Annotated in this window: 16 protein-coding genes; 6 read left to right on the forward strand and 10 right to left on the reverse strand. The window is 72.1% G+C overall.

Annotated elements, in window-relative coordinates; genetic code table 11:
• Positions 1–19: 19 nt before the first annotated feature.
• The 3 genes from ACLVWQ_RS22965 to ACLVWQ_RS22975 form a co-directional block, all read right to left on the reverse strand.
• Positions 20–1,792, reverse strand: a complete 1,773-nt coding sequence (locus ACLVWQ_RS22965; RefSeq protein ID WP_414111003.1) for an ABC transporter ATP-binding protein — start codon at positions 1,790–1,792, stop codon at positions 20–22.
• 67 nt (positions 1,793–1,859) lie between these two features.
• Positions 1,860–2,900 (reverse strand): SGNH/GDSL hydrolase family protein, encoded by a 1,041-nt coding sequence (locus tag ACLVWQ_RS22970; RefSeq protein WP_414111004.1) that lies wholly within the window; start codon positions 2,898–2,900, stop codon positions 1,860–1,862.
• Positions 2,901–2,987: 87 nt separating this feature from the next.
• Positions 2,988–4,388 carry a pyridoxal phosphate-dependent decarboxylase family protein gene (locus tag ACLVWQ_RS22975; RefSeq protein ID WP_414111005.1) on the reverse strand — a complete coding sequence of 467 codons (1,401 nt, stop codon included), beginning with the start codon at positions 4,386–4,388 and terminating at the stop codon, positions 2,988–2,990.
• A gap of 154 nt (positions 4,389–4,542) precedes the next feature.
• Here ACLVWQ_RS22975 and ACLVWQ_RS22980 point away from each other — a divergent pair, with 154 nt between their 5' ends.
• Positions 4,543–5,238 (forward strand): L,D-transpeptidase family protein, encoded by a 696-nt coding sequence (locus ACLVWQ_RS22980; protein ID WP_414111006.1) that lies wholly within the window; start codon positions 4,543–4,545, stop codon positions 5,236–5,238.
• Positions 5,239–5,347: 109 nt separating this feature from the next.
• On the forward strand, positions 5,348–5,560 hold the full coding sequence (locus ACLVWQ_RS22985) for a hypothetical protein (RefSeq protein WP_414111007.1): 213 nt from the start codon (positions 5,348–5,350) through the stop codon (positions 5,558–5,560).
• A 64-nt stretch (positions 5,561–5,624) separates the two neighbouring features.
• Here ACLVWQ_RS22985 and ACLVWQ_RS22990 read toward each other — a convergent pair whose 3' ends face one another.
• The 4 genes from ACLVWQ_RS22990 to ACLVWQ_RS23005 form a co-directional block, all read right to left on the reverse strand.
• On the reverse strand, positions 5,625–6,452 hold the full coding sequence (locus tag ACLVWQ_RS22990; RefSeq protein ID WP_414111008.1) for a carbohydrate ABC transporter permease: 828 nt from the start codon (positions 6,450–6,452) through the stop codon (positions 5,625–5,627).
• On the reverse strand, positions 6,449–7,342 hold the full coding sequence (locus tag ACLVWQ_RS22995) for a carbohydrate ABC transporter permease (RefSeq protein WP_414111009.1): 894 nt from the start codon (positions 7,340–7,342) through the stop codon (positions 6,449–6,451). The genes ACLVWQ_RS22990 and ACLVWQ_RS22995 overlap by 4 nt, the downstream gene beginning before the upstream one ends.
• On the reverse strand, positions 7,332–8,678 hold the full coding sequence (locus tag ACLVWQ_RS23000; RefSeq protein ID WP_414111010.1) for an ABC transporter substrate-binding protein: 1,347 nt from the start codon (positions 8,676–8,678) through the stop codon (positions 7,332–7,334). Before ACLVWQ_RS23000 ends, ACLVWQ_RS22995 begins: the two co-directional genes overlap by 11 nt.
• A 74-nt stretch (positions 8,679–8,752) precedes the next feature.
• A complete protein-coding gene (locus ACLVWQ_RS23005; RefSeq protein ID WP_414111011.1) occupies positions 8,753–9,496 on the reverse strand; it encodes a sugar isomerase domain-containing protein in 744 nt (247 codons plus the stop codon).
• 216 nt (positions 9,497–9,712) lie between these two features.
• Between ACLVWQ_RS23005 and ACLVWQ_RS23010 the strand changes: the two genes are divergently transcribed.
• The 4 genes from ACLVWQ_RS23010 to ACLVWQ_RS23025 all read left to right on the forward strand — a co-directional run bounded on the left by ACLVWQ_RS23010 (position 9,713) and on the right by ACLVWQ_RS23025 (position 14,072).
• The gene (locus tag ACLVWQ_RS23010; protein ID WP_414111012.1) at positions 9,713–11,884 is read left to right on the forward strand and encodes an alpha-N-acetylglucosaminidase; all 2,172 of its coding nucleotides are present in this window, start codon (positions 9,713–9,715) and stop codon (positions 11,882–11,884) included.
• 36 nt (positions 11,885–11,920) lie between these two features.
• Positions 11,921–12,658: a GntR family transcriptional regulator gene (locus tag ACLVWQ_RS23015; protein WP_414111013.1), complete on the forward strand. Its 738-nt coding sequence runs from the start codon at positions 11,921–11,923 to the stop codon at positions 12,656–12,658.
• A 129-nt stretch (positions 12,659–12,787) separates the two neighbouring features.
• Entirely contained in the window at positions 12,788–13,465 is a 678-nt protein-coding gene (locus ACLVWQ_RS23020) for an ATP-dependent Clp protease proteolytic subunit (RefSeq protein ID WP_414111014.1), read from the forward strand.
• 1 nt (position 13,466) lies between these two features.
• The gene (locus ACLVWQ_RS23025) at positions 13,467–14,072 is read left to right on the forward strand and encodes a ClpP family protease (protein WP_414111015.1); all 606 of its coding nucleotides are present in this window, start codon (positions 13,467–13,469) and stop codon (positions 14,070–14,072) included.
• Between the two features lie 31 nt (positions 14,073–14,103).
• Here the strand turns inward: ACLVWQ_RS23025 and ACLVWQ_RS23030 are convergent, their stop codons facing one another.
• The 3 genes from ACLVWQ_RS23030 to ACLVWQ_RS23040 all read right to left on the reverse strand — a co-directional run bounded on the left by ACLVWQ_RS23030 (position 14,104) and on the right by ACLVWQ_RS23040 (position 17,091).
• Positions 14,104–14,544, reverse strand: a complete 441-nt coding sequence (locus ACLVWQ_RS23030) for a helix-turn-helix domain-containing protein (protein WP_414111016.1) — start codon at positions 14,542–14,544, stop codon at positions 14,104–14,106.
• Positions 14,545–14,631: 87 nt separating this feature from the next.
• On the reverse strand, positions 14,632–15,636 hold the full coding sequence (locus ACLVWQ_RS23035) for a cation diffusion facilitator family transporter (RefSeq protein WP_414111017.1): 1,005 nt from the start codon (positions 15,634–15,636) through the stop codon (positions 14,632–14,634).
• Between the two features lie 141 nt (positions 15,637–15,777).
• The gene (locus ACLVWQ_RS23040; protein WP_414111018.1) at positions 15,778–17,091 is read right to left on the reverse strand and encodes a CAP domain-containing protein; all 1,314 of its coding nucleotides are present in this window, start codon (positions 17,089–17,091) and stop codon (positions 15,778–15,780) included.
• Between the last annotated feature and the right edge of the window lie 123 nt (positions 17,092–17,214).

Consider the following 17,214-nt stretch of genomic DNA (forward strand, 5'->3'; position numbering starts at 1 on the left):
TTCAGCCCCGGGGCCGGGTTCAGGCGGGCCGGCCGCCGTGCAGTGCCGTGTAGGCGCCCGCGCGCAGCATCAGCTCCTCGTGCGACCCGATCTCCCGTACGGCGCCGTCCCCCATCACCACGATCCGGTCGGCGCCCCTGATCGTCGAAAGACGGTGTGCCACCACGAAAGTGGTGCGCCCGCTCACCAGCCGGGCCAGCGCCTGCTGGACGAGCGCCTCCGACCGGGTGTCCAGCGCGGACGTCGCCTCGTCGAGGATCAGCACCCGCGGATTGCGGATGAGGGCCCGCGCGATGGCGAGGCGCTGCCGCTGCCCGCCCGACAGCCGGGCCCCGTGCTCGCCCACCACGGTGTCGAGCCCGCGGGGCATCCGGTCCACGAACTCCAGCGCGTTGGCGTCCCGCAGCGCCGCCCGCACGGTTGCCTCGTCGGCGTCCGCGTCGTCCATGCCGTACGCGACGTTCTCCCGCACGGTGCCGTCGAAGAGGATCGACTCCTGCGGCACGACCGACACGAAGCGCCGGTACGTGCGCAGGTCCAGGGTGTTCATGTCGGAGCCGTCGAGCAGCACCCGGCCCGAGGTCGGCCGGATGAAGCCGATGACGAGACTGAGCACCGTGGACTTGCCGGCGCCCGAGGCGCCGACGAGCGCGATCGTCTCGCCCGGGGCGACGGAGAGGCTGAAGTCCCGCACGGCGGGCCGGTCGCTGTCCTCGTACGCGTAGCCCACGCCCTCGAACTCGACGGCCCCGCGCAGTGAGTCGAGCCGCGCCTTGCCCTCGTTGTCCTCCAGCTCGGGGGCCTGAAGGACCTCGCCGACGGACCGTACGGACTCCAGGCCCTTGGTGATGACGGGGGTCAGCCCCGCCAGGGTGGTCGTCGAGTTGGTCAGCGTGGTCAGGAACGCGCTGAGCATGACGACGTCGCCGGGGGAGACGGCCCATACGCTGTAGTACGAGACCAGGGCGGCCGCGGCGAGGAAGACGACCCCGATCATGTTCAGGAACACCCAGGCCAGCGAGGCGAAGCGTCCGTTGAGGAGGTCCAGACGCAGCCCCGAGGTGAGGACCTTGTCCAGGGTGCCGTCCATCCGCCGCAGGGCGTTGACCTCCAGACCGTGGGCCCGGGTGACGGAGATCAGCCGGGTCATCTCCGTCACCCGGGAGGACAGGTGCTCGACCTCGTGGCGGAAGTCCTCGTTGTGGACGCGCAGCCGCCCCCGCAGCCGTGCGACGAGCAGCGCCGCCACGGGGACCACGCACAGGAAGACGGGGACGAACTCGGGTGTGCGCACGGCGATGATGACGAGTCCGCCCGTGAGTACGGTGACCGCGCCGAGGCCGGTCTCGGCGGTCTGCTGCACCATCTGCTCGACCGTCTCCACGTCCCGGACGACCTTCGCCTGGAGGACGCCCGCGCTGACGCGTGAGTGATAGCCGATGGAGAGCTGCTGCATGCGGGTGCACAGCCCGGACCGCAGGGCCGTGCCCATGCGGCGCACGCTGCCGTAGAGCAGCCGCACGTAGAGCAGGTGCAGCGGCATGTTGACCACCAGGATGAAGAGGATGACTCCGGCGCTGAGCCAGAGGTCTCCGATCGGCCCGTGCTGCACGACCGTGTCGATGATGGTCGCGGTGATCAGGGGCAGCAGCCAGACCGGGCTGTGCTTGACGGTGAAGACGACGACGGCGGCGGTGAGCCGCCACCGGTCGGTGCGGAACAGGTAGACGAGGGTGCGTATCGGGTGCTCGCCGCGGTAGCGGTGGTCGAGCGGTTTCTCCCACGAGGCCATGCCGGCCTTCCCTCCCCAGGGAGTCGTTGAACACAGGGCAAGCGCTTTCTGCCCAGGTATCGATCACCTACACCCGATCCGCCGCCGAGGTCACGGCGCGGCTGATCGCGCGGGTGACGCGCAGGATGCCGGGGGAGCGGACGGGGCAGGGCCTGGGCGTCGAGGTGGTGGGCGCCAGGCAGAAGTGCAGGTAGTCGTCGTCGCGGTGCAGGGCGGTGCGGCCACTGCCCGGTTGCGTGCAGTACGGCTCGTGCGCGCGTTCGTACGCGGTGCACGGCAGGTACTGGGTCCAGGAGTAGCGGGCCGAGGCCGGGCTCACCGCCTTCCCGGCGTCCGCGAGCAGATCGCCGGAGGCCCCGGCCTGCCGCTCGTAGACCGCGTTGACGCGCCGGACCCGGTCGGGGGTGATCGGGTCGGGGCCCTGGAGCACCCAGACGATCCGCACCCCGCTCGCGGCGCCCGCGATCTGCTCGGTCAGCCGCCCGGCGTCGGCGCTGTAGCGCGCGAGGTACCCGGCCCGCTCCTTGTCGTACGTGATGCCGTCCATGCAGGGCGTGTAGCCCCACGCGTTGCCCCAGAACTGGAGCACCACGAAGTCCGGCCGCAGTCGGCGCACCAGGGCGGCCGCCTTGTCCTGCGGCGGGACGAGCGAGTCCTCGCCGGTGCCCTCCAGGTAGTCGCACAGGGTGGTGCCGGAGTACGGGGCACTGGTGTAGCGCGCTCCCGCACCGTCCCGCAGGAGTCCGCCGAGGACCTTCTGGTTCTCCATGGCGAGGGAGTCGCCGAGGTAGAGGACGCCGGGGCGGGACCGCCCGGCGGCTGAACCCGAGCCGCCGTCCCCTGCCCCGGTCCCGGCCCCTGCGTTCGGAGTCGTGGGCGTGGCGGCCGGGCGCTGGTGCGTGGTCGAGCCGGTCGACCCGGTGGCGGGTGACGAGGGGGTGGACGCGGTCCCGGGGGACGAGGAGGGGTCTCCGCACGCACCGAGCAGCAGCACCCCTGTCAGCACTCCCGCCAGCACGTGCGCCGGCACTCCCGCCCGTATCCCGGCTCGTACCCCTGCCCCGGCCCGTACCCCGGCTCGTATTCCGACCATCCACGGCTTGCTCATCCGGCAACTCCCGCCCAGGGCACCGAAAACGGCCCCCAGACAAGCACAGCGGGCCGTGCCGGGGAAGGCCCGGTCAGGACTCGGCTGTCAGGACTCCGAGGCGCCGGCCGCCCGCGTCACCGCTTCGAGCACCCGGTCCGTATCGGCCTCGGACGTACGCCAGTTGCTGAACGCGGCCCGCAGCGCGTGCGTCCCCTCGTGGAACGTCGGGGTCAGGAACGCCTCGCCGGACTCCGTGACCGCCCGGCTCAGCGCGTTCACCCGCTCCTGGGTGGGGGACGCGGCGAGCGTGAAGCAGACGACGTTCAGCCGGACCGGCGCGAGCAGCCGCAGCTGCGGTACGTGTCCGATGCCCTCACCGAGCCGCCGGGCCAGCGCCACGTTCCGCTCGACGATCTCCCGGTGCCCCGCACGGCCGTACGCGGCGAGCGAGAACCAGGCCGGGAGCGCCCGCAGCCGGCGTGAGTTCTCGGGCGTGAGGTGCACGAAGTCCGGGTCGCCGGTGGGCGGTCCGAGATACGGGGAGGCGTTGTGGAAGACCCGTACCTGGAGGTCGCGGTGGCGGGTGAACTGCACGGCCGCGTCGTAGGGGACGTTGAGCCACTTGTGCAGATCGACGCAGACCGAGTCGGCGGCGTCGAGGCCGTCGGTCAGGTGCGCGTGCTCGGGGGACAGCGCGGCGAAACCGCCGAAGGCAGCGTCCACGTGCAGCCAGAAGTGGTACCGCTCCTTCAGCTCCGCGATCGCCCGCAGATCGTCGAAGTCGACCGTGTTCACCGTCCCGGCGTTGGCCACGACGACGGCCGGGCGCCCGTCCAGCGCTTCGAGCGCGTCGGCCAGCCGCGCCACGTCCACGGCCTCCCGGCCGCCGGGCAGCGCCGGCACCGTACGCAACCGGTCGCGGCCGATGCCGAGGACGGACAGGGCCTTGGGGATGCTGGAGTGCGGGCTGCCCGAGAACACGTCGACCGGGCCGAGCGCCGCGGCACCCGCCTCGGACACCCGGACCCCCAGGCGTTCGCCCAGCCACTCGCGCGCCAGCGCGAGCCCGACGGTGTTGGACATGGTCGCGCCCGTCACGAAGGCGCCGGAGTGCGCCTCGTCCAGGCCGAACAGCTCCCGCAGCCAGCCCAGGGTCTCCCGCTCCAGGGCGCTCGCGGAGGAATCGCCTCCGTTGGCGGCGTTCTGGTCGTAGGCGCTGGTCAGCCAGTCCCCGGTGAGCGCCGCCGGAGTGGCGCCGCCGGTCACGAAGCCGAGATAGCGAGGTCCCGCGGAGGCGGAGAAGCCGGGCGCCCACCGCTCGGCGAAGCGGCCGAGGGCGCCCTCCGCGCCGGCGCCCTCGGCAGGGAGGGGCAGGGCGTGCGGTGCCTTGCCGGGATGGACCACGGGCCGGTCGTCGAGCGCCGAGACCGCGCGGGCGGCGACGTCACGGGCGGACTGGAGGAGCTCGGGGAGCCGGGAGAGATCGCCGGCGAGTGCGGGGTGCATGGCGGCAGCGTAGGCGGGCAGCCGTACGGAACCAGGGGCCGGTTCAAGATCATGTCACCGTTTCGTTCCGGCTCGGGCGGACTCCACAACTGAAACGCCCCGGTGAGGGTCTAGCTGGCACAGAGGGACCGGAACGAAGAGGAAAGGCCTGATCATGGGGGACACACGCAGACGGACAGCCGTCCTGCTGGGGATCACCGGGCTGGTGGCGCCGCTGACCGTCGCGCTGGGCGTGACGCCCGCGCAGGCGGCGAGCTGCACCACGACGAGCGGCCCATATCAGAAGCAGGTGGAGAAGTTCCTCGCCCGGCCCGTAGACGGCCGGCAGTCCGCCGCCGACTGCAAGGCGACCAAGGCCTTCCAGACCAAGCACGGCATCACCCCGAACATCGGCTACGCGGGCCCCGTCACCTGGGGCGTGATGAACCTGATGACCAAGCAGAAGGCCGTCGGGAACAACCCGAACAAGGACGGCAGATGCCCGGTCGACAAGGGCCGCATCGCCTGTGTGAACCTGACGCTCCAGCTCAGCTGGGTCCAGGACGGCAGGACGCTCGTGTACGGACCGGTGCCGGTGCGCACGGGGCGTGACGGCTACGAGACCCGTACCGGCCTGAAGAAGGTCTACTGGCGGAACATCGACCACGTCTCGACCATCTACGACGTGCCCATGCCCTACAGCCAGTTCTTCGACGGCGGCCAGGCCTTCCACTCCGTCGGTGTGAGCATGTGGAACCCGCCGGGCTCGCACGGCTGCGTCAACATGACGAAGACGGCCGCCAAGAAGTACTGGTCGCTCCTGAAGAAGAACGACGACGTCTACGTGTACGGACGCAAGCCCGGAACGTGACGACGGCCGCCGGCCATCGGGTCCCGTGACCCTGCCGGTCTTGAAACGGTCGCCGGAACGCGGTAAGGATCACAGCCACTACTCACATGGTCTTCACGCAGAGGGCCGTATGATTCACGGTATGTCCACCACTTACCGTCGTGCGCCGGGAGCCACGCAGCGATCAGCCGCCGAGATCAACGAAGAGATCCGGGCCCTGTGGCTCCGGGCCGGCGGCACGCTGAGTGGTGAGCAGCGGCGGGACTACCAGCGCCTCGTCCTGGAGTGGGCGGCCGCGGCCCCCCGGCCGGACTGGCACGCGGACGCGCCGAAGGCGGCCTGACCAGGGCGCCCAGCCCGTCCGCGGGCCGAGCCGCCGCCCCCGCAGCCGTCGGCTCGGACCGTGGTCAGCCCTTCATCGCCCCTTGGAGCAGTCCCGCGATGAAGCTGCGCTGGAAGGCCACGAACAGGATCAGGATCGGCAGCATCACGATGATCGTCCCCGCCGCCAGGGTGGGGATGTCCGTGCTGTTCTGGCCGACGAAGAACCCCAGCCCCGCGGGCGCCGTGTGCTTGGTGGTGTCCTGGATGAGGACCAGCACCAGCAGGAACTGGTTCCACGACCACATGAAGACCAGCAGCCCCAGTGTCATCAGCGACGGCCGGGCCAGCGGAAGCAGGATCCGTACCAGGATCGTCGCCGACGAGGCACCGTCGATACGGGCCGCCTCCACCAGGGACGGCGGCGTCGACTGGAAGTGCGTGCGCATCCAGAACACGCTGAACGGCATGAACAGCGCGATCTCCACCAGGATCACGCCCAGATACGAGTTGGTCAGACCGAGCCCCCGCAGGTCGAAGTAGAGCGGCACCACGATCAGCTCCACCGGGATCGTGAGTCCGGCGATGAAGAACGCCGCCACCGCGTTGCCGCCGGGCAGCCGCATGGTGCCCAGGGCGTAGCCCGCCAGCGCGGACAGGACCAGACAGGCCGGGACGACCCCGACCGCGATGACGAGGCTGTGCCGGATGAGGTGGGAGAAGCCGGCCACCGACCACGCCGTCTCGTAGTTGTCCCAGCTCCACCGCTCAGGCCAGGTCAGGCCCACCACCGGGGTGCCCGCAGGCTGGAGCGAGGCGAGGAACACACTGAGGAACGGGATCACGACGACGATCGCCATGACGGTCAGCAGCGCGTAGCCGGACCAGCGTTCCGAGCGCGCGACGGTGTTCATGTCCGATCCCTCGACAGACGGTTGATGAGGTAGACGATGGCGAGTATCAGGATGCCCAGGACGACGGCCAGAGCCGCGGCGAGCCCCACCTTCCCCTCGGAGAACGCCAGCCGGTAGACGAGCAGACCGGGCACCGTCGTCTGCTCGCCGGGACCGCCGTTCGTCGTCACGTACACGATGTCGAAGCTGGCCAGCGCGGCCACCGTCGTGACGGTCATCGCGACGGCGAGCTCACCGCGCAGATGCGGCAGCGTCACGGAGACGAACTCACGGACCGGGCCCGCGCCGTCGATGCGGGCCGCCTCGTACAGGCTGGTGTCCACCTTCTGTACGCCGCTGAGGAAGAGCATCATGCACAGCCCGCTCAGCACCCAGGTCCCGACGAGCCCCACGGCGACCAGCGCCGCGTCGAAGTCACCCAGCCACGCCCGGGTCACCCCGCCGAGACCGACCGCGCGGAACGCCTGGTTGACCACCCCGTCGTCCCCGTACAGCCAGCGCCAGGTCACACCGACCGCGACGAGCGGGACGACCTGCGGGAGCATGAACAGGAAGCGGTACGCGCCCATGCCGGGCCTGCGGTACCTCGCCAGCAGGCCCGCCGACGCGAGACCGAGCACGATGGGCACGAAGGAGAAGAACACCACCAGGACCAGGGCGTTGAACACCGACCGGCGCAGGATCGAGTCCTGGAAGATCTCCGCGTAGTTGTCGAGGCCGACCCATTCGCCGAGCGTGACCCCGTCCCACTCGAACAGCGACAGGTACGCCGTGTGCAGGGCGGGCAGCACCGCGAACGCGAAGTAGACGGCGAAGGCGGGCAGGACGTACACGTACCCGCGCCACCGCCTGCGGGTCTCCCCGCGGCGGACCGGCGGCCTACTCCCCATGATGGTCCTCCCACTCGTCCTGAAGAGAGTCGAGGTAGTCCGCGGGCCGGACGCGGTCCGCGATGAGTTTCTGCACGCCGGAGCGGAGCCGGTCGAGCATCGCGGGCGCGGCGAAGTCGGGGAACGTGGTGATCCCGTCGTCGGCCACGGCCTTCCGGTGGCCCGCCGCGATGTCCGCGAGCACGCCCTGCGGCTTCTTCACGGCGCCGGGGTTGGGCGGCAGGAAGCCGTTGTCGCTGATGATCTGGCCCGCCTCGGGCGAGGTCAGGAAGTCCAGGAACACGCCTGCCGCCTGGGGGTGTCCGGTCTTGGACGACACGGCGTACGACACGCTGAACCCCGAGGCCACCGTGGGGGAGTCCGCGCGCCGACCGGGCATCGGGAAGAAGCCCACGTCGTCCCCCATGACCGTGGCCAGCTGCCCGGCCGCCCAGTTGCCGTTGATCAGGAAGACGCTGTCGCCCTTGGCGAACTGGGCGGTCGAGTCGACCTGCGCGGTGCCGTTCGCGGACGCGTTGTAGTAGCCCTTGCGGCCCCACTCGACCATGAGTTCACTGGCGGTGGTCGCCGCCTCGGTCTCGATGGTGGCGCCCTTCCTGCCGTTCACCCAGTCCCAGTAGGCGTCCGTGGGCATCAACTGGTTGAGCAGGGCGGCCCACAGATGCAGCCCTCCGGAGTCGAGCGCGCCGACACCGAGCGGCGTCAGGTCCGCGTCCTTTGCCGCGGCGAGCTGCTTCTCGAACTCGGCCAGCGTCTCGGGCGGAGCGTCGATGCCTGCCTTCTCGGCGAGTTCCTTGTTGTAGTAGATGCCCGTCATGGACAGCCCGGCCGGCACCCCGAACAGGGCCCGCCCGCCGGTGGCCTCGCTGGTCCGCCCCGCGGTGAGCTGGTCGAGGCTGACCGGCGGGATGGCGTCGTCCCAGCCGTACGCCTCCCGGTAGGGCGCCAGGTCGAGAATGTGGCCGTCCGCCGCGAGATCGGTCATGCCGACCGCGTACTGCGCGATGTCGGGAGCGGTGTCGGAGGTCATCGTCAGCTTGAGGTTCTGCACGTAGTCCGAGAACGTCTTGTACTGCGGCTCCACGTCGATGTGCGGATGGCCCTTCTCGAACGCGGCGATCAGCGCGTCGACCATCAAGGGGGCGTCGGCGAACTGGAGCCGCAGGGTGACGTCCCCGTCCGGCACGGCCGTCGACGACGGCACACTGGTGGGCCCGGGAACCGCCGTCGCACTGCCCGGGGTGAGCGCGTCGCACGCGGCGAGCGGGAGCACGAGAGCGGCGGCGCAGACCGTCGCGGCGACGCGGCGGCGCACCCGCCGTGTGCTGTCCATCATCGGCCTCCTAGCGTGGTCTCGTCGTTCGGAGCGCGGTACAGCGGTGAGGCGGTGGAGCCGGTGGAGCCGGTACGTCAGCCCCTCGGGCAGCGGTCCTTGAACCGGTCGAGGAGCTCGCCGTTGTGGCGCTCCGCGTCGCGGTCGGTGTTCTGACTGATGATCAACGGCGGTTCCTGCCCGTGCTGTTCGGCGATGAGCTGGGCCGCCCGGCAGGTCAGCGCGTTGACGACGGCCGCCCCCAGCACGGTCGACAGGGCGCCCACGGCCAGCTCGCCCAGCGGCACCACCGTGTCACCGGGGCTGCCGTGGGTGTCGATGACGATGTCCGCCACGTCGAGCAGGCGCAGCCCGCCGGTGTGCCGCGACTCGGCGGCCAGGGAGTGCGCCCGGCTGGTGACGGCGACCACGGTCGCACCCGACTCCCGTGCGCCGAGGGCGAATTCGACGGGCACCGGGTTGATCCCGGAGTTCGAGACGACGACCACCACCTCGCCCGCCCTGATGTCGGCCGTCCGCAGGATCGCCGCCGCGTAGCCGCTGACGCGTTCGGCCGCGCCGGCGTGACGCGGGGCCACGGGGGAGAGCGCCGGGTCCGCGATGACGTCGACCGGCGCGAGACCTCCGGCACGCTGCAGCGGTTCGACGGCGACGAGTTGGGAGTGGCCACTGCCGAAGTAGTGGACGACGCCCCCGGCGGCGACGCTGTCCGCGAGCGCCCGTGCGGCACGCTCGATCGCGGGCCGCTCGGCGGTGGCCAACGCGGTGAGGTGCTCCTGGAGCGCGGCGAAATAGGCGAGATCGGCGAGATCGGCGTTCATCGTGTCGAGGCCACCCGAGGTGTCGAACGGAGCCGCTGGCGTGGCTGTGGACCGTACCAGAGGGGTGGGGAGTTGCCCAGACTCGCGACCGATCGGCCTTCTTTCGGGTCGACTTCCTTGACCGCTCCGAGTGGCGCGGCTAGCTTCGAGAGTTCCGTGGTACGTACCACAGTGGTACGGGCAGCAGGGCGTGGCACAGGCAGGAGTGGTCCGGCGATGACACCTCCCGAGGAACCAGGCACGGGAACCCCGGCCGCCCGGCAGCTGCTGCGGCGCCTGCTGGGGGACCGGGCCGCCGAGTTCACCGCCGACGTGGTCCCCCAGGATCCGGGGATCCTCCAGGGCCCCGGCCGTGACTGGTACGAGGTCGACGCCGGGCCGGGAGGCGTGCTGCTGCGCGGGTCCAGCGGCGTCGCGGTCGCCTCGGCGCTGCGCTGGTACCTGCGGACCGTCTGCGGCACGCAGATCACCTGGGACGACCCCGTCCCCCGGCTGCCCGACCGGCTGCCGCACACCGGCACGGCCGCCCGGACGACCTCGCCCCATCTCCACCGCTACCACTTCAACGTCTGCACCTTCGGCTACACCACGGCGTACTGGGACTGGGCGCGCTGGGAGCGCCACATCGACTGGATGGCCCTGCACGGCGTGACCACCCCACTGGCGATGACCGGCCTTGAAGCGGCCTGGCAGCGGGCCCTGCTGGGCGTCGGCCTCGACGACGAGAGCGCCCGGCGCTTCCTCGGCGGACCCGCCTACCTGCCGTGGAACTGGCTGGCCTCGCTCGACGGCTGGTCGGGCCCCCTGCCGCAGAGCTGGATCGACGCACACGCCGACCTCGGCCGGCGCATCCTCGACCGGGAACGCGCCCTGGGCATGCGGCCGGTCCTCCAGGGCTTCTCCGGGCACGTCCCGCGCGAGCTGATCGCGGACCGGGGCGCCCGCGCGACGACCCTTCCCTGGTGGGACTTCGAGATCGGCATGCTGGACCCGCGCGACCCGCTCTTCGCGGAGTTCGGCACCACCCTCCTGACCGAGCAGACCCGCCTGTTCGGCACCGACCACCTCTACGCCGCCGACCCGTTCATCGAGACGACACCCCCGGTCGGTGACCCCGCCGAGCTGGCCCGGGTCGCGCAGGCGGTGCACGGCGTCATGACCGCGGTGGACGACCGGGCCACCTGGGTGCTCCAGGCCTGGCCCTTTTTCTACCGCACCCGCTACTGGACACCGGAACGCACCGGGGCCTTCCTCGACGCCATCCCGGACGACGGACTGCTGATCCTGGACCTGTGGGCCGAGCACCGGCCGGTCTGGCGGCGCACCGACGGCTACCGCAAGAAACCCTGGGTGTGGTGCATGCTCCACAGCCTCGGCGGCCGCCCCGGGCTCTATGGAAAACTGGACGGGATCGCCACCGGCGCCGCCCTCGCGCACGCCGACGCACGCGGTGGCTCACTGGCCGGGATCGGCGCGAGCATGGAGGCGTTCGGCGCCGACCCGGTCCTGTACGAGCTGCTGGCGGACGTCGCCTGGCAGGGCTCCGTCGACGACGTACAGGCCTGGCTGGAGACCTGGACCCGGGCCAGGTACGGCAGGGCGACTCCCGGGCTGCTGCGGGCCTGGGACCTGCTGCACGACAGCGTCTACGCGGCCGAAGGACCCGGGCCACCCGCTTCCGTGATCATCGGCCGGCCCACGCTGGAGGGCGACCTGCGGCACGAACTCCCGGTCCACCTGGCCGACCCCCCGTCCCCCGACGTACCACCGGCCCTGGCCGAGGCCTGGACGCTGCTGGCCGGCGAGGCGACGGACCGGGACAGCGCGGGCCCGCTCGGCCGGGACCTGTGCGACGTCACCGCCCAGGTGCTCACCCACCTGGCGTGCGCGCGGCAGTGGCGGGCGGCCGACGCGGCCCTGGCACGGGACGCCGAAGGCTTCCGCCGGGCCGCGGGCGAACTGCTCGCCACCATCGAGGACCTGGACGCCCTGCTGGCCACCCGTCCCGAACACCGCCTGGACACCTGGCTGGCCGACGCCCGGAGCTGGGGCACCACCGAGGCCGAGGCCGACCTGTACGAGACCGACGCACGGCGCCTGCTCACCCTCTGGGGCCACACCCGCAGCAAGCTCCACGACTACTCGGGCCGCCACTGGGCGGGCCTCGTCAGCACCTTCTACCTGCCCCGCTGGCGCAGCTGGTACGAGCACATCGACCGGGCCCTGGAGACCGGATCCCCGTACCGAGCCCAGGAGTTCGAGGCGGACCTCCTCGCCAGGGAGGAGCGGTGGGTGGCCGGCCGGAGCGCGCCGTCGGCCCCGGGACCGGACACCGGGGGGACGACCCTGGACGTGGTGCGTACTCTGATGCCCCGCTACCGCGTCTGACGGCGATGGCGGACAGGCGCGAACCGCGGAGTGAATGTGACGGTCGAGGACAGCCGCTCGGACGACGGCCCGGCGACGGACTCCTACAAGCACGAGGCGCTGCGGCGACGGCTCCAGGCCGACATCGCCGAGATGCGCCCCGACGAGGCGCTGCCCACCGAACGGCAGCTCGCCGAGCGCTACGACGTGAGCCGGGCGACCGCCCGCCGCGCGCTCCAGGCGCTCCGTGAGGACGGCCTCGTGCGCAGTGTGCGGGGCGTGGGCACGTTCGTCACGCACCCCCAGATCACCAAGACGTCGCGGCTCACCTCGTTCTCCGAGGACCTGCGCTCGCGGGGCTACCGGCCCAGTGCCGAACTGCTCTCCGCGGAGCTGGTCGAGGCCGACCTGCACCACGCCACGGCCCTGGGCGTCGACCCCGGCACCCCGCTCCACCGCATCGAACGGCTGCGCCTGGGCGACGGCTTCCCCATGTGCCTGGAGACGGTCCACCTCTCCGCCGAGCGCTTCCCGGCCCTGGACGAGTCCCTGCTGAGGGGGTCGCTCTCGGAGGCCCTGCAGATCACCCAGGGCGTCCGCGTCGTCCGCGCCACCCAGCAGATCCGCGCGGTGAACGTGACAGGACGACAGGCCCGGCTGCTCGGCATCAAGGAGGGCTCGGCCGCCCTGCTGGTCCGGCGCACGGCGTTCGACGGGACAGGGCACATCGTGGAGTACGGGGAGTCGCTGTGCCGGGGCGACCTGTACGAGTTCTCGCTGGTGGTGACGGAGTAGCACCCCTTCGGCGGCCCGCTCTGCCGTCGGCGAATCTGCTGCGGGCCGAGTTTCCTTCCCCGGCGCCGCCGCCGCCCCGAGGGTGGAGACACCGCGGCACACCGGGCCGCGCCACCACCAGGAGGAGCGATGACACTCATCAACGACGGACTCGGCTCCGGGGCCGGCCACGGGCGGGCCACGGCCCTGGCGCCCCGGGCCGAGGAGGGGGACACCCCGCCGTCACGGTTCGACGACCACCTCGCCGCCCAGCTCCTCAACCAGCGCATCATCGTCCTCGGCACCCAGGTCGACGAGGTCTCCGCGAACCGGGTCTGCGCGCAACTGCTCCTGCTCTCCGCGGAGGACCCCCGCACCGACATCGGCCTCTACATCAACAGTCCGGGCGGCTCAGTCCACGCGGGGCTCGCGATCTACGACACGATGCGGCTCATCCCGAACGACGTGTCGACCCTGGCCATGGGATTCGCCGCGAGCATGGGGCAGTTCCTGCTCACCGTCGGCACCCGCGGCAAGCGCTACTCGCTCCCGAACGCCCGCGTCATGATGCACCAGCCGTCGGCGGGCATCGGCGGCACCACCGCCGACATCGCCATCCAGGCCGAGAACCTCCGGTTCACCAAGGAGACCATCGAACGCATCACCGCCGAGCACACCGGCCAGAGCGAGGAGACGATCGCCCGCGACGGCGACCGCGACCGCTGGTTCACGGCCGAACAGGCCAGGGAGTACGGCATGGTCGACCGGGTCGTGGCCTCCCTCGACGACGTACGCCCGGCCAACTCGAAGCGACGGATGGGACTCTGACATGAGCCAGTACACGATCCCGAGCGTCGTCGAGCGCACCCCGCAGGGCGAGCGCGCGTACGACATCTACAGCAAGCTGCTCGCCGAGCGGATCATCTTCCTCGGCACCGAGATCGACGACGGGGTGGCCAACGTCGTCATCGCCCAGCTGCTCCACCTGGAGTCCTCGGCGCCCGAGCGGGAGATCGCGGTCTACCTCAACTCGCCCGGCGGCTCGTTCACCTCGCTCATGGCGATCTACGACACGATGAGCTTCGTCGGCGCGCCCATCTCCACGTTCTGCGTCGGACAGGCCGCCTCGACCGCGGCGGTGCTCCTGGCCGGGGGAGACCCCGGCCGGCGCTTCATCCTGGAGCACGCGCGGGTGCTGCTCGGCCAGCCCGCGAGCGGTGGCGCCCGCGGCACCGTCTCCGACCTGAGCCTCCAGGCCGAGGAGATGGTCCGGATCCGCTCCCAGGTCGAGGAGGTCCTGTCCCTGCACACCCACCACTCCGTCGAGACGCTGCGCGCCGACATGGACCGCGACAAGGTCTTCACCGCGCGGGAGGCGGTGGCGTACGGGCTCGCCGACGAGGTGCTGAGCCGCCGCCTGGCGGTCGCGGCCTGAGACCGCGGACCGCCAGAGGCCGCCGTACGGGTCAGGCGGCGAGGCGGACGTCGCCGGACAGAGAGCGTGCCCGGGTGTCGCGCGGCACGGTGCGTGACCTGACGGGCCGGGGCCGGACCTGACGCATGAGGTGGCGATGCGAGAGGGCGAGCAGATCGGCGAGGCCGAGCCCGAGCGCCTGCGCGGCGGCCGCGAGGACCTCGGACGAGGCCTCCTTGCGGCCCCGCTCCAGCTCGGAGAGATACGGCATCGAGATCCGGGCCGCTTCGGCGACGTCCTTGAGCGTCCGCTCCTGCGCGAGCCGCTCGCGGCGCAGCACCTCTCCCACGACGTCGCGCCACAGGGGCTCCCTGGACGCAGGCTTGCGCGGTTCTGCCGGCTCCGCCCGTTCCTCGGGCGCGGTCGGGGCCGCGGCCGCCGGGACGGGGCGCAGGGGAATGACACGGGCTCGGTTCGACGCGTGGCTGCTCACCCCTACACCCTAGGAAGCGGGGCCCGATCCGGGGAGGCCGCCGCGTTCCGCCCTCGGCGAATCACGGATCCCGGCCGGGCGCCGCGGTCAGTGGGTGTGCGGCTCGTCCCGGTGCACCGGACCGTGCGCGGCCTCGCAGTGCGCGTCGTCGTCGACGCCCCCGGTGCGGACCCGCAGGACCTCCGCGGGGGCGTGGTCGACCTGAAGCGTGGTGTGGCCGACCTCGTAGTCGCACTGGAGGATCTTCTCCAGATCACGGCGGACCGTGTGGCAGTCCGCGACCGGTTCGACCAGGACGTGCGCGGACAGCGCGGGCTGCCCCGACGTGATGGTCCACACGTGCAGGTCGTGCACCTCGGCGACCGAGGAGTGCGCGGCCAGCCGGTCCCCGATGGCGTCCGGGTCGAGGTGCGCGGGCGCCGCCTCCAGGAAGATCCGCCCCGACTCCCGTACGAGTCCGTAGCCGGCCCTGAACATGAGGGCCACCACGACCAGCGTGGCGATGGCGTCGGCGCGCGCGAACCCGGTCAGCAGCACCACGAGGCCGGCGATCGCGGTGCCGATGAACGCGAACAGGTCGTTGAGGATGTGCTGGTAGGCGCCCTCGACGTTGAGCGAGGTGCGGTTGGCCCTCGACAGGCACCAGGCCGCCGCCACGTTCACCACGATGCCCGCGAGCGCCGTGTAGAACATCAGCCCGCCCGCCACCTCGGGCGGATCGAACAGCCGCCGCACCGCCTCGTACGCCAGCCAGGCGCCGAGCAGCAGCAGCGTCAGGCCGTTGACCTGGGCGGAGAGGATCTCGGCCCGCTTGAGACCGTAGGTGAAACCGCCGCGGGCCGGCCGCTCGGCCAGCCGCATCGCGATGAGCGCCAGCACGATGGACACGGCGTCCGTGAGCATGTGCGCGGCGTCGGAGATCAGGGCGAGCGACCGGGCGACGACACCGATGACGACCTCGGCCGCCATGAACGTGGTGATCAGGGTGAGCGCGATGGCGAGCCAGCGGCGGTCCGCGTCCGCGGTGACACCGTGCGCGTGCCCCGCGTGGCCGCCCGCCCCGTGCTCGTGGCCGTGGTGCGCGCTGGTCATGGGGTCCCCCTCGGTGCGGTGTCCGACACCCGCAGTGAAGCGCACCTGGCGGAGATCGGCAAAGGCTGCATCGGTGACCGTTGTCATCATCGTTAACAGGCGTCTGACCTGCGGTGATGTGGTACCGCGGCGAGGTTGGGGTCAGGCGCCGAAGAGCTGTGTCCAGTACGTGCCCGCCGAACCGCCGCCCGCGAAACCGACGCCTATGTGGGTGAAGGCGGGCTTGAGGATGTTGGCGCGGTGACCGGGGCTGTCCATCCAGCCCTGTACGACCTCGGCGGCGGAGCGCTGTCCGCAGGCGATGTTCTCGCCGATGGTGCGGCGGGTGCTGCCCGCGGCGGCGGCCCGGTGCCAGGGCTCGCTGCCGTCGGGGGCGGTGTGGGAGTAGAACGCGCGCGCCACCATGTCCGCGCTGTGCGCCTGCGCCGCCCTGGTGAGCAGGGGATCCTCGGCGAGCGGCGCCAGCCCGGCCGCGGCCCGCTCGGCGTTGGTGAGCGCGACGACCTCGGCGGCGGTCCGCGCCAGCCCGCCGGGGGTCAGCGGGCGGGCCCACAGCGCCGTCCAGTAGAGCGTGCCGGACCGGCTGTCGGGCACACAGGCCACCCCGGCCTCGGTGAACGCCGGGTCCTGGACGGTCCGCCGGGTCGGCCCGTCCGAGAGGCAGTACTCCACGAACCCGGCCGGGTCGCGCGGCCCGGAGACGAGGTGCTCACCGATCGTGAGATACGCGTAGCCCCCCGCGGTGACGCGCTGGTGGACCGAGAGCCCGTCAGGACCCTCGGAGCCCAGACGGCCGCGCGCCGCCATGCCCGCGGCGTGCGCCCGCGCGGCGGCGGTCAGCCGCGAGTCGAGGGCGACGGGCGGAGAACCGGCGGCGGCGCGGGCGGAATTCACGAGGACGAGAAACCCGCCGTCGACGGAACCGACGGAACCGACGGGGCCTGTGCGGCCGGCCCCCGGGTCAGGGCGGTCAGGGTCCTCGCTCACGTCGACCCCGAAGTCCCGCGCGATGCCCGCCAGCCCGTCCGCGTACCCCTGGCCCAGGGCGCGCAGCTTCCAGGTGGTCCCTCGGCGGTAGATCTCGGCGAGCAGCAGCACGGTCTCGCGCTGCGGACGCGCGGGTGTGAACCGCGCGAGGGCACGGCCGCCGGGGCCGGTGACCAGGAGGGTCGGCGCGGGCAGCCGGCCCAGCGGGGTCCCGGGCTCGGCGGGGCTGACGACGACGGTGACGCGGCTCGCCCCGGCCCGCAGCGCGGTCGGGTCCACCGTGAGGGTCCCGCCGCTCAGCCGCGCGCCGGGGGCGGCCGGCTGGTTGTAGAACACGAAGTCGCCGTCACCGCGGACGGTGCCGCTGTCGTCGGTGACGAGCGCCGACACGTCGAACGGGCCGGGCACCCGCAGGGTCAGGGTGCCACCGGGCAGGGGCAGGTTTCCGCCGGGAACCAGCTCGCTCATCGTGCCGCCTGTCGGGGTGCCGGAACACTGTGCCCGCCCCGAGGGGCGTCGATCGGACAACGTCTCAGGGGTGCGCATGGGTTCCTGGGACCCGGCGTCCGGGGGCGGAGTCCGCCCGAGCGC

Origin of the sequence: Streptomyces sp. CWNU-52B (assembly GCF_047444975.1) — a bacterium.
Classification (GTDB): Bacteria; Actinomycetota; Actinomycetes; order Streptomycetales; family Streptomycetaceae; genus Streptomyces.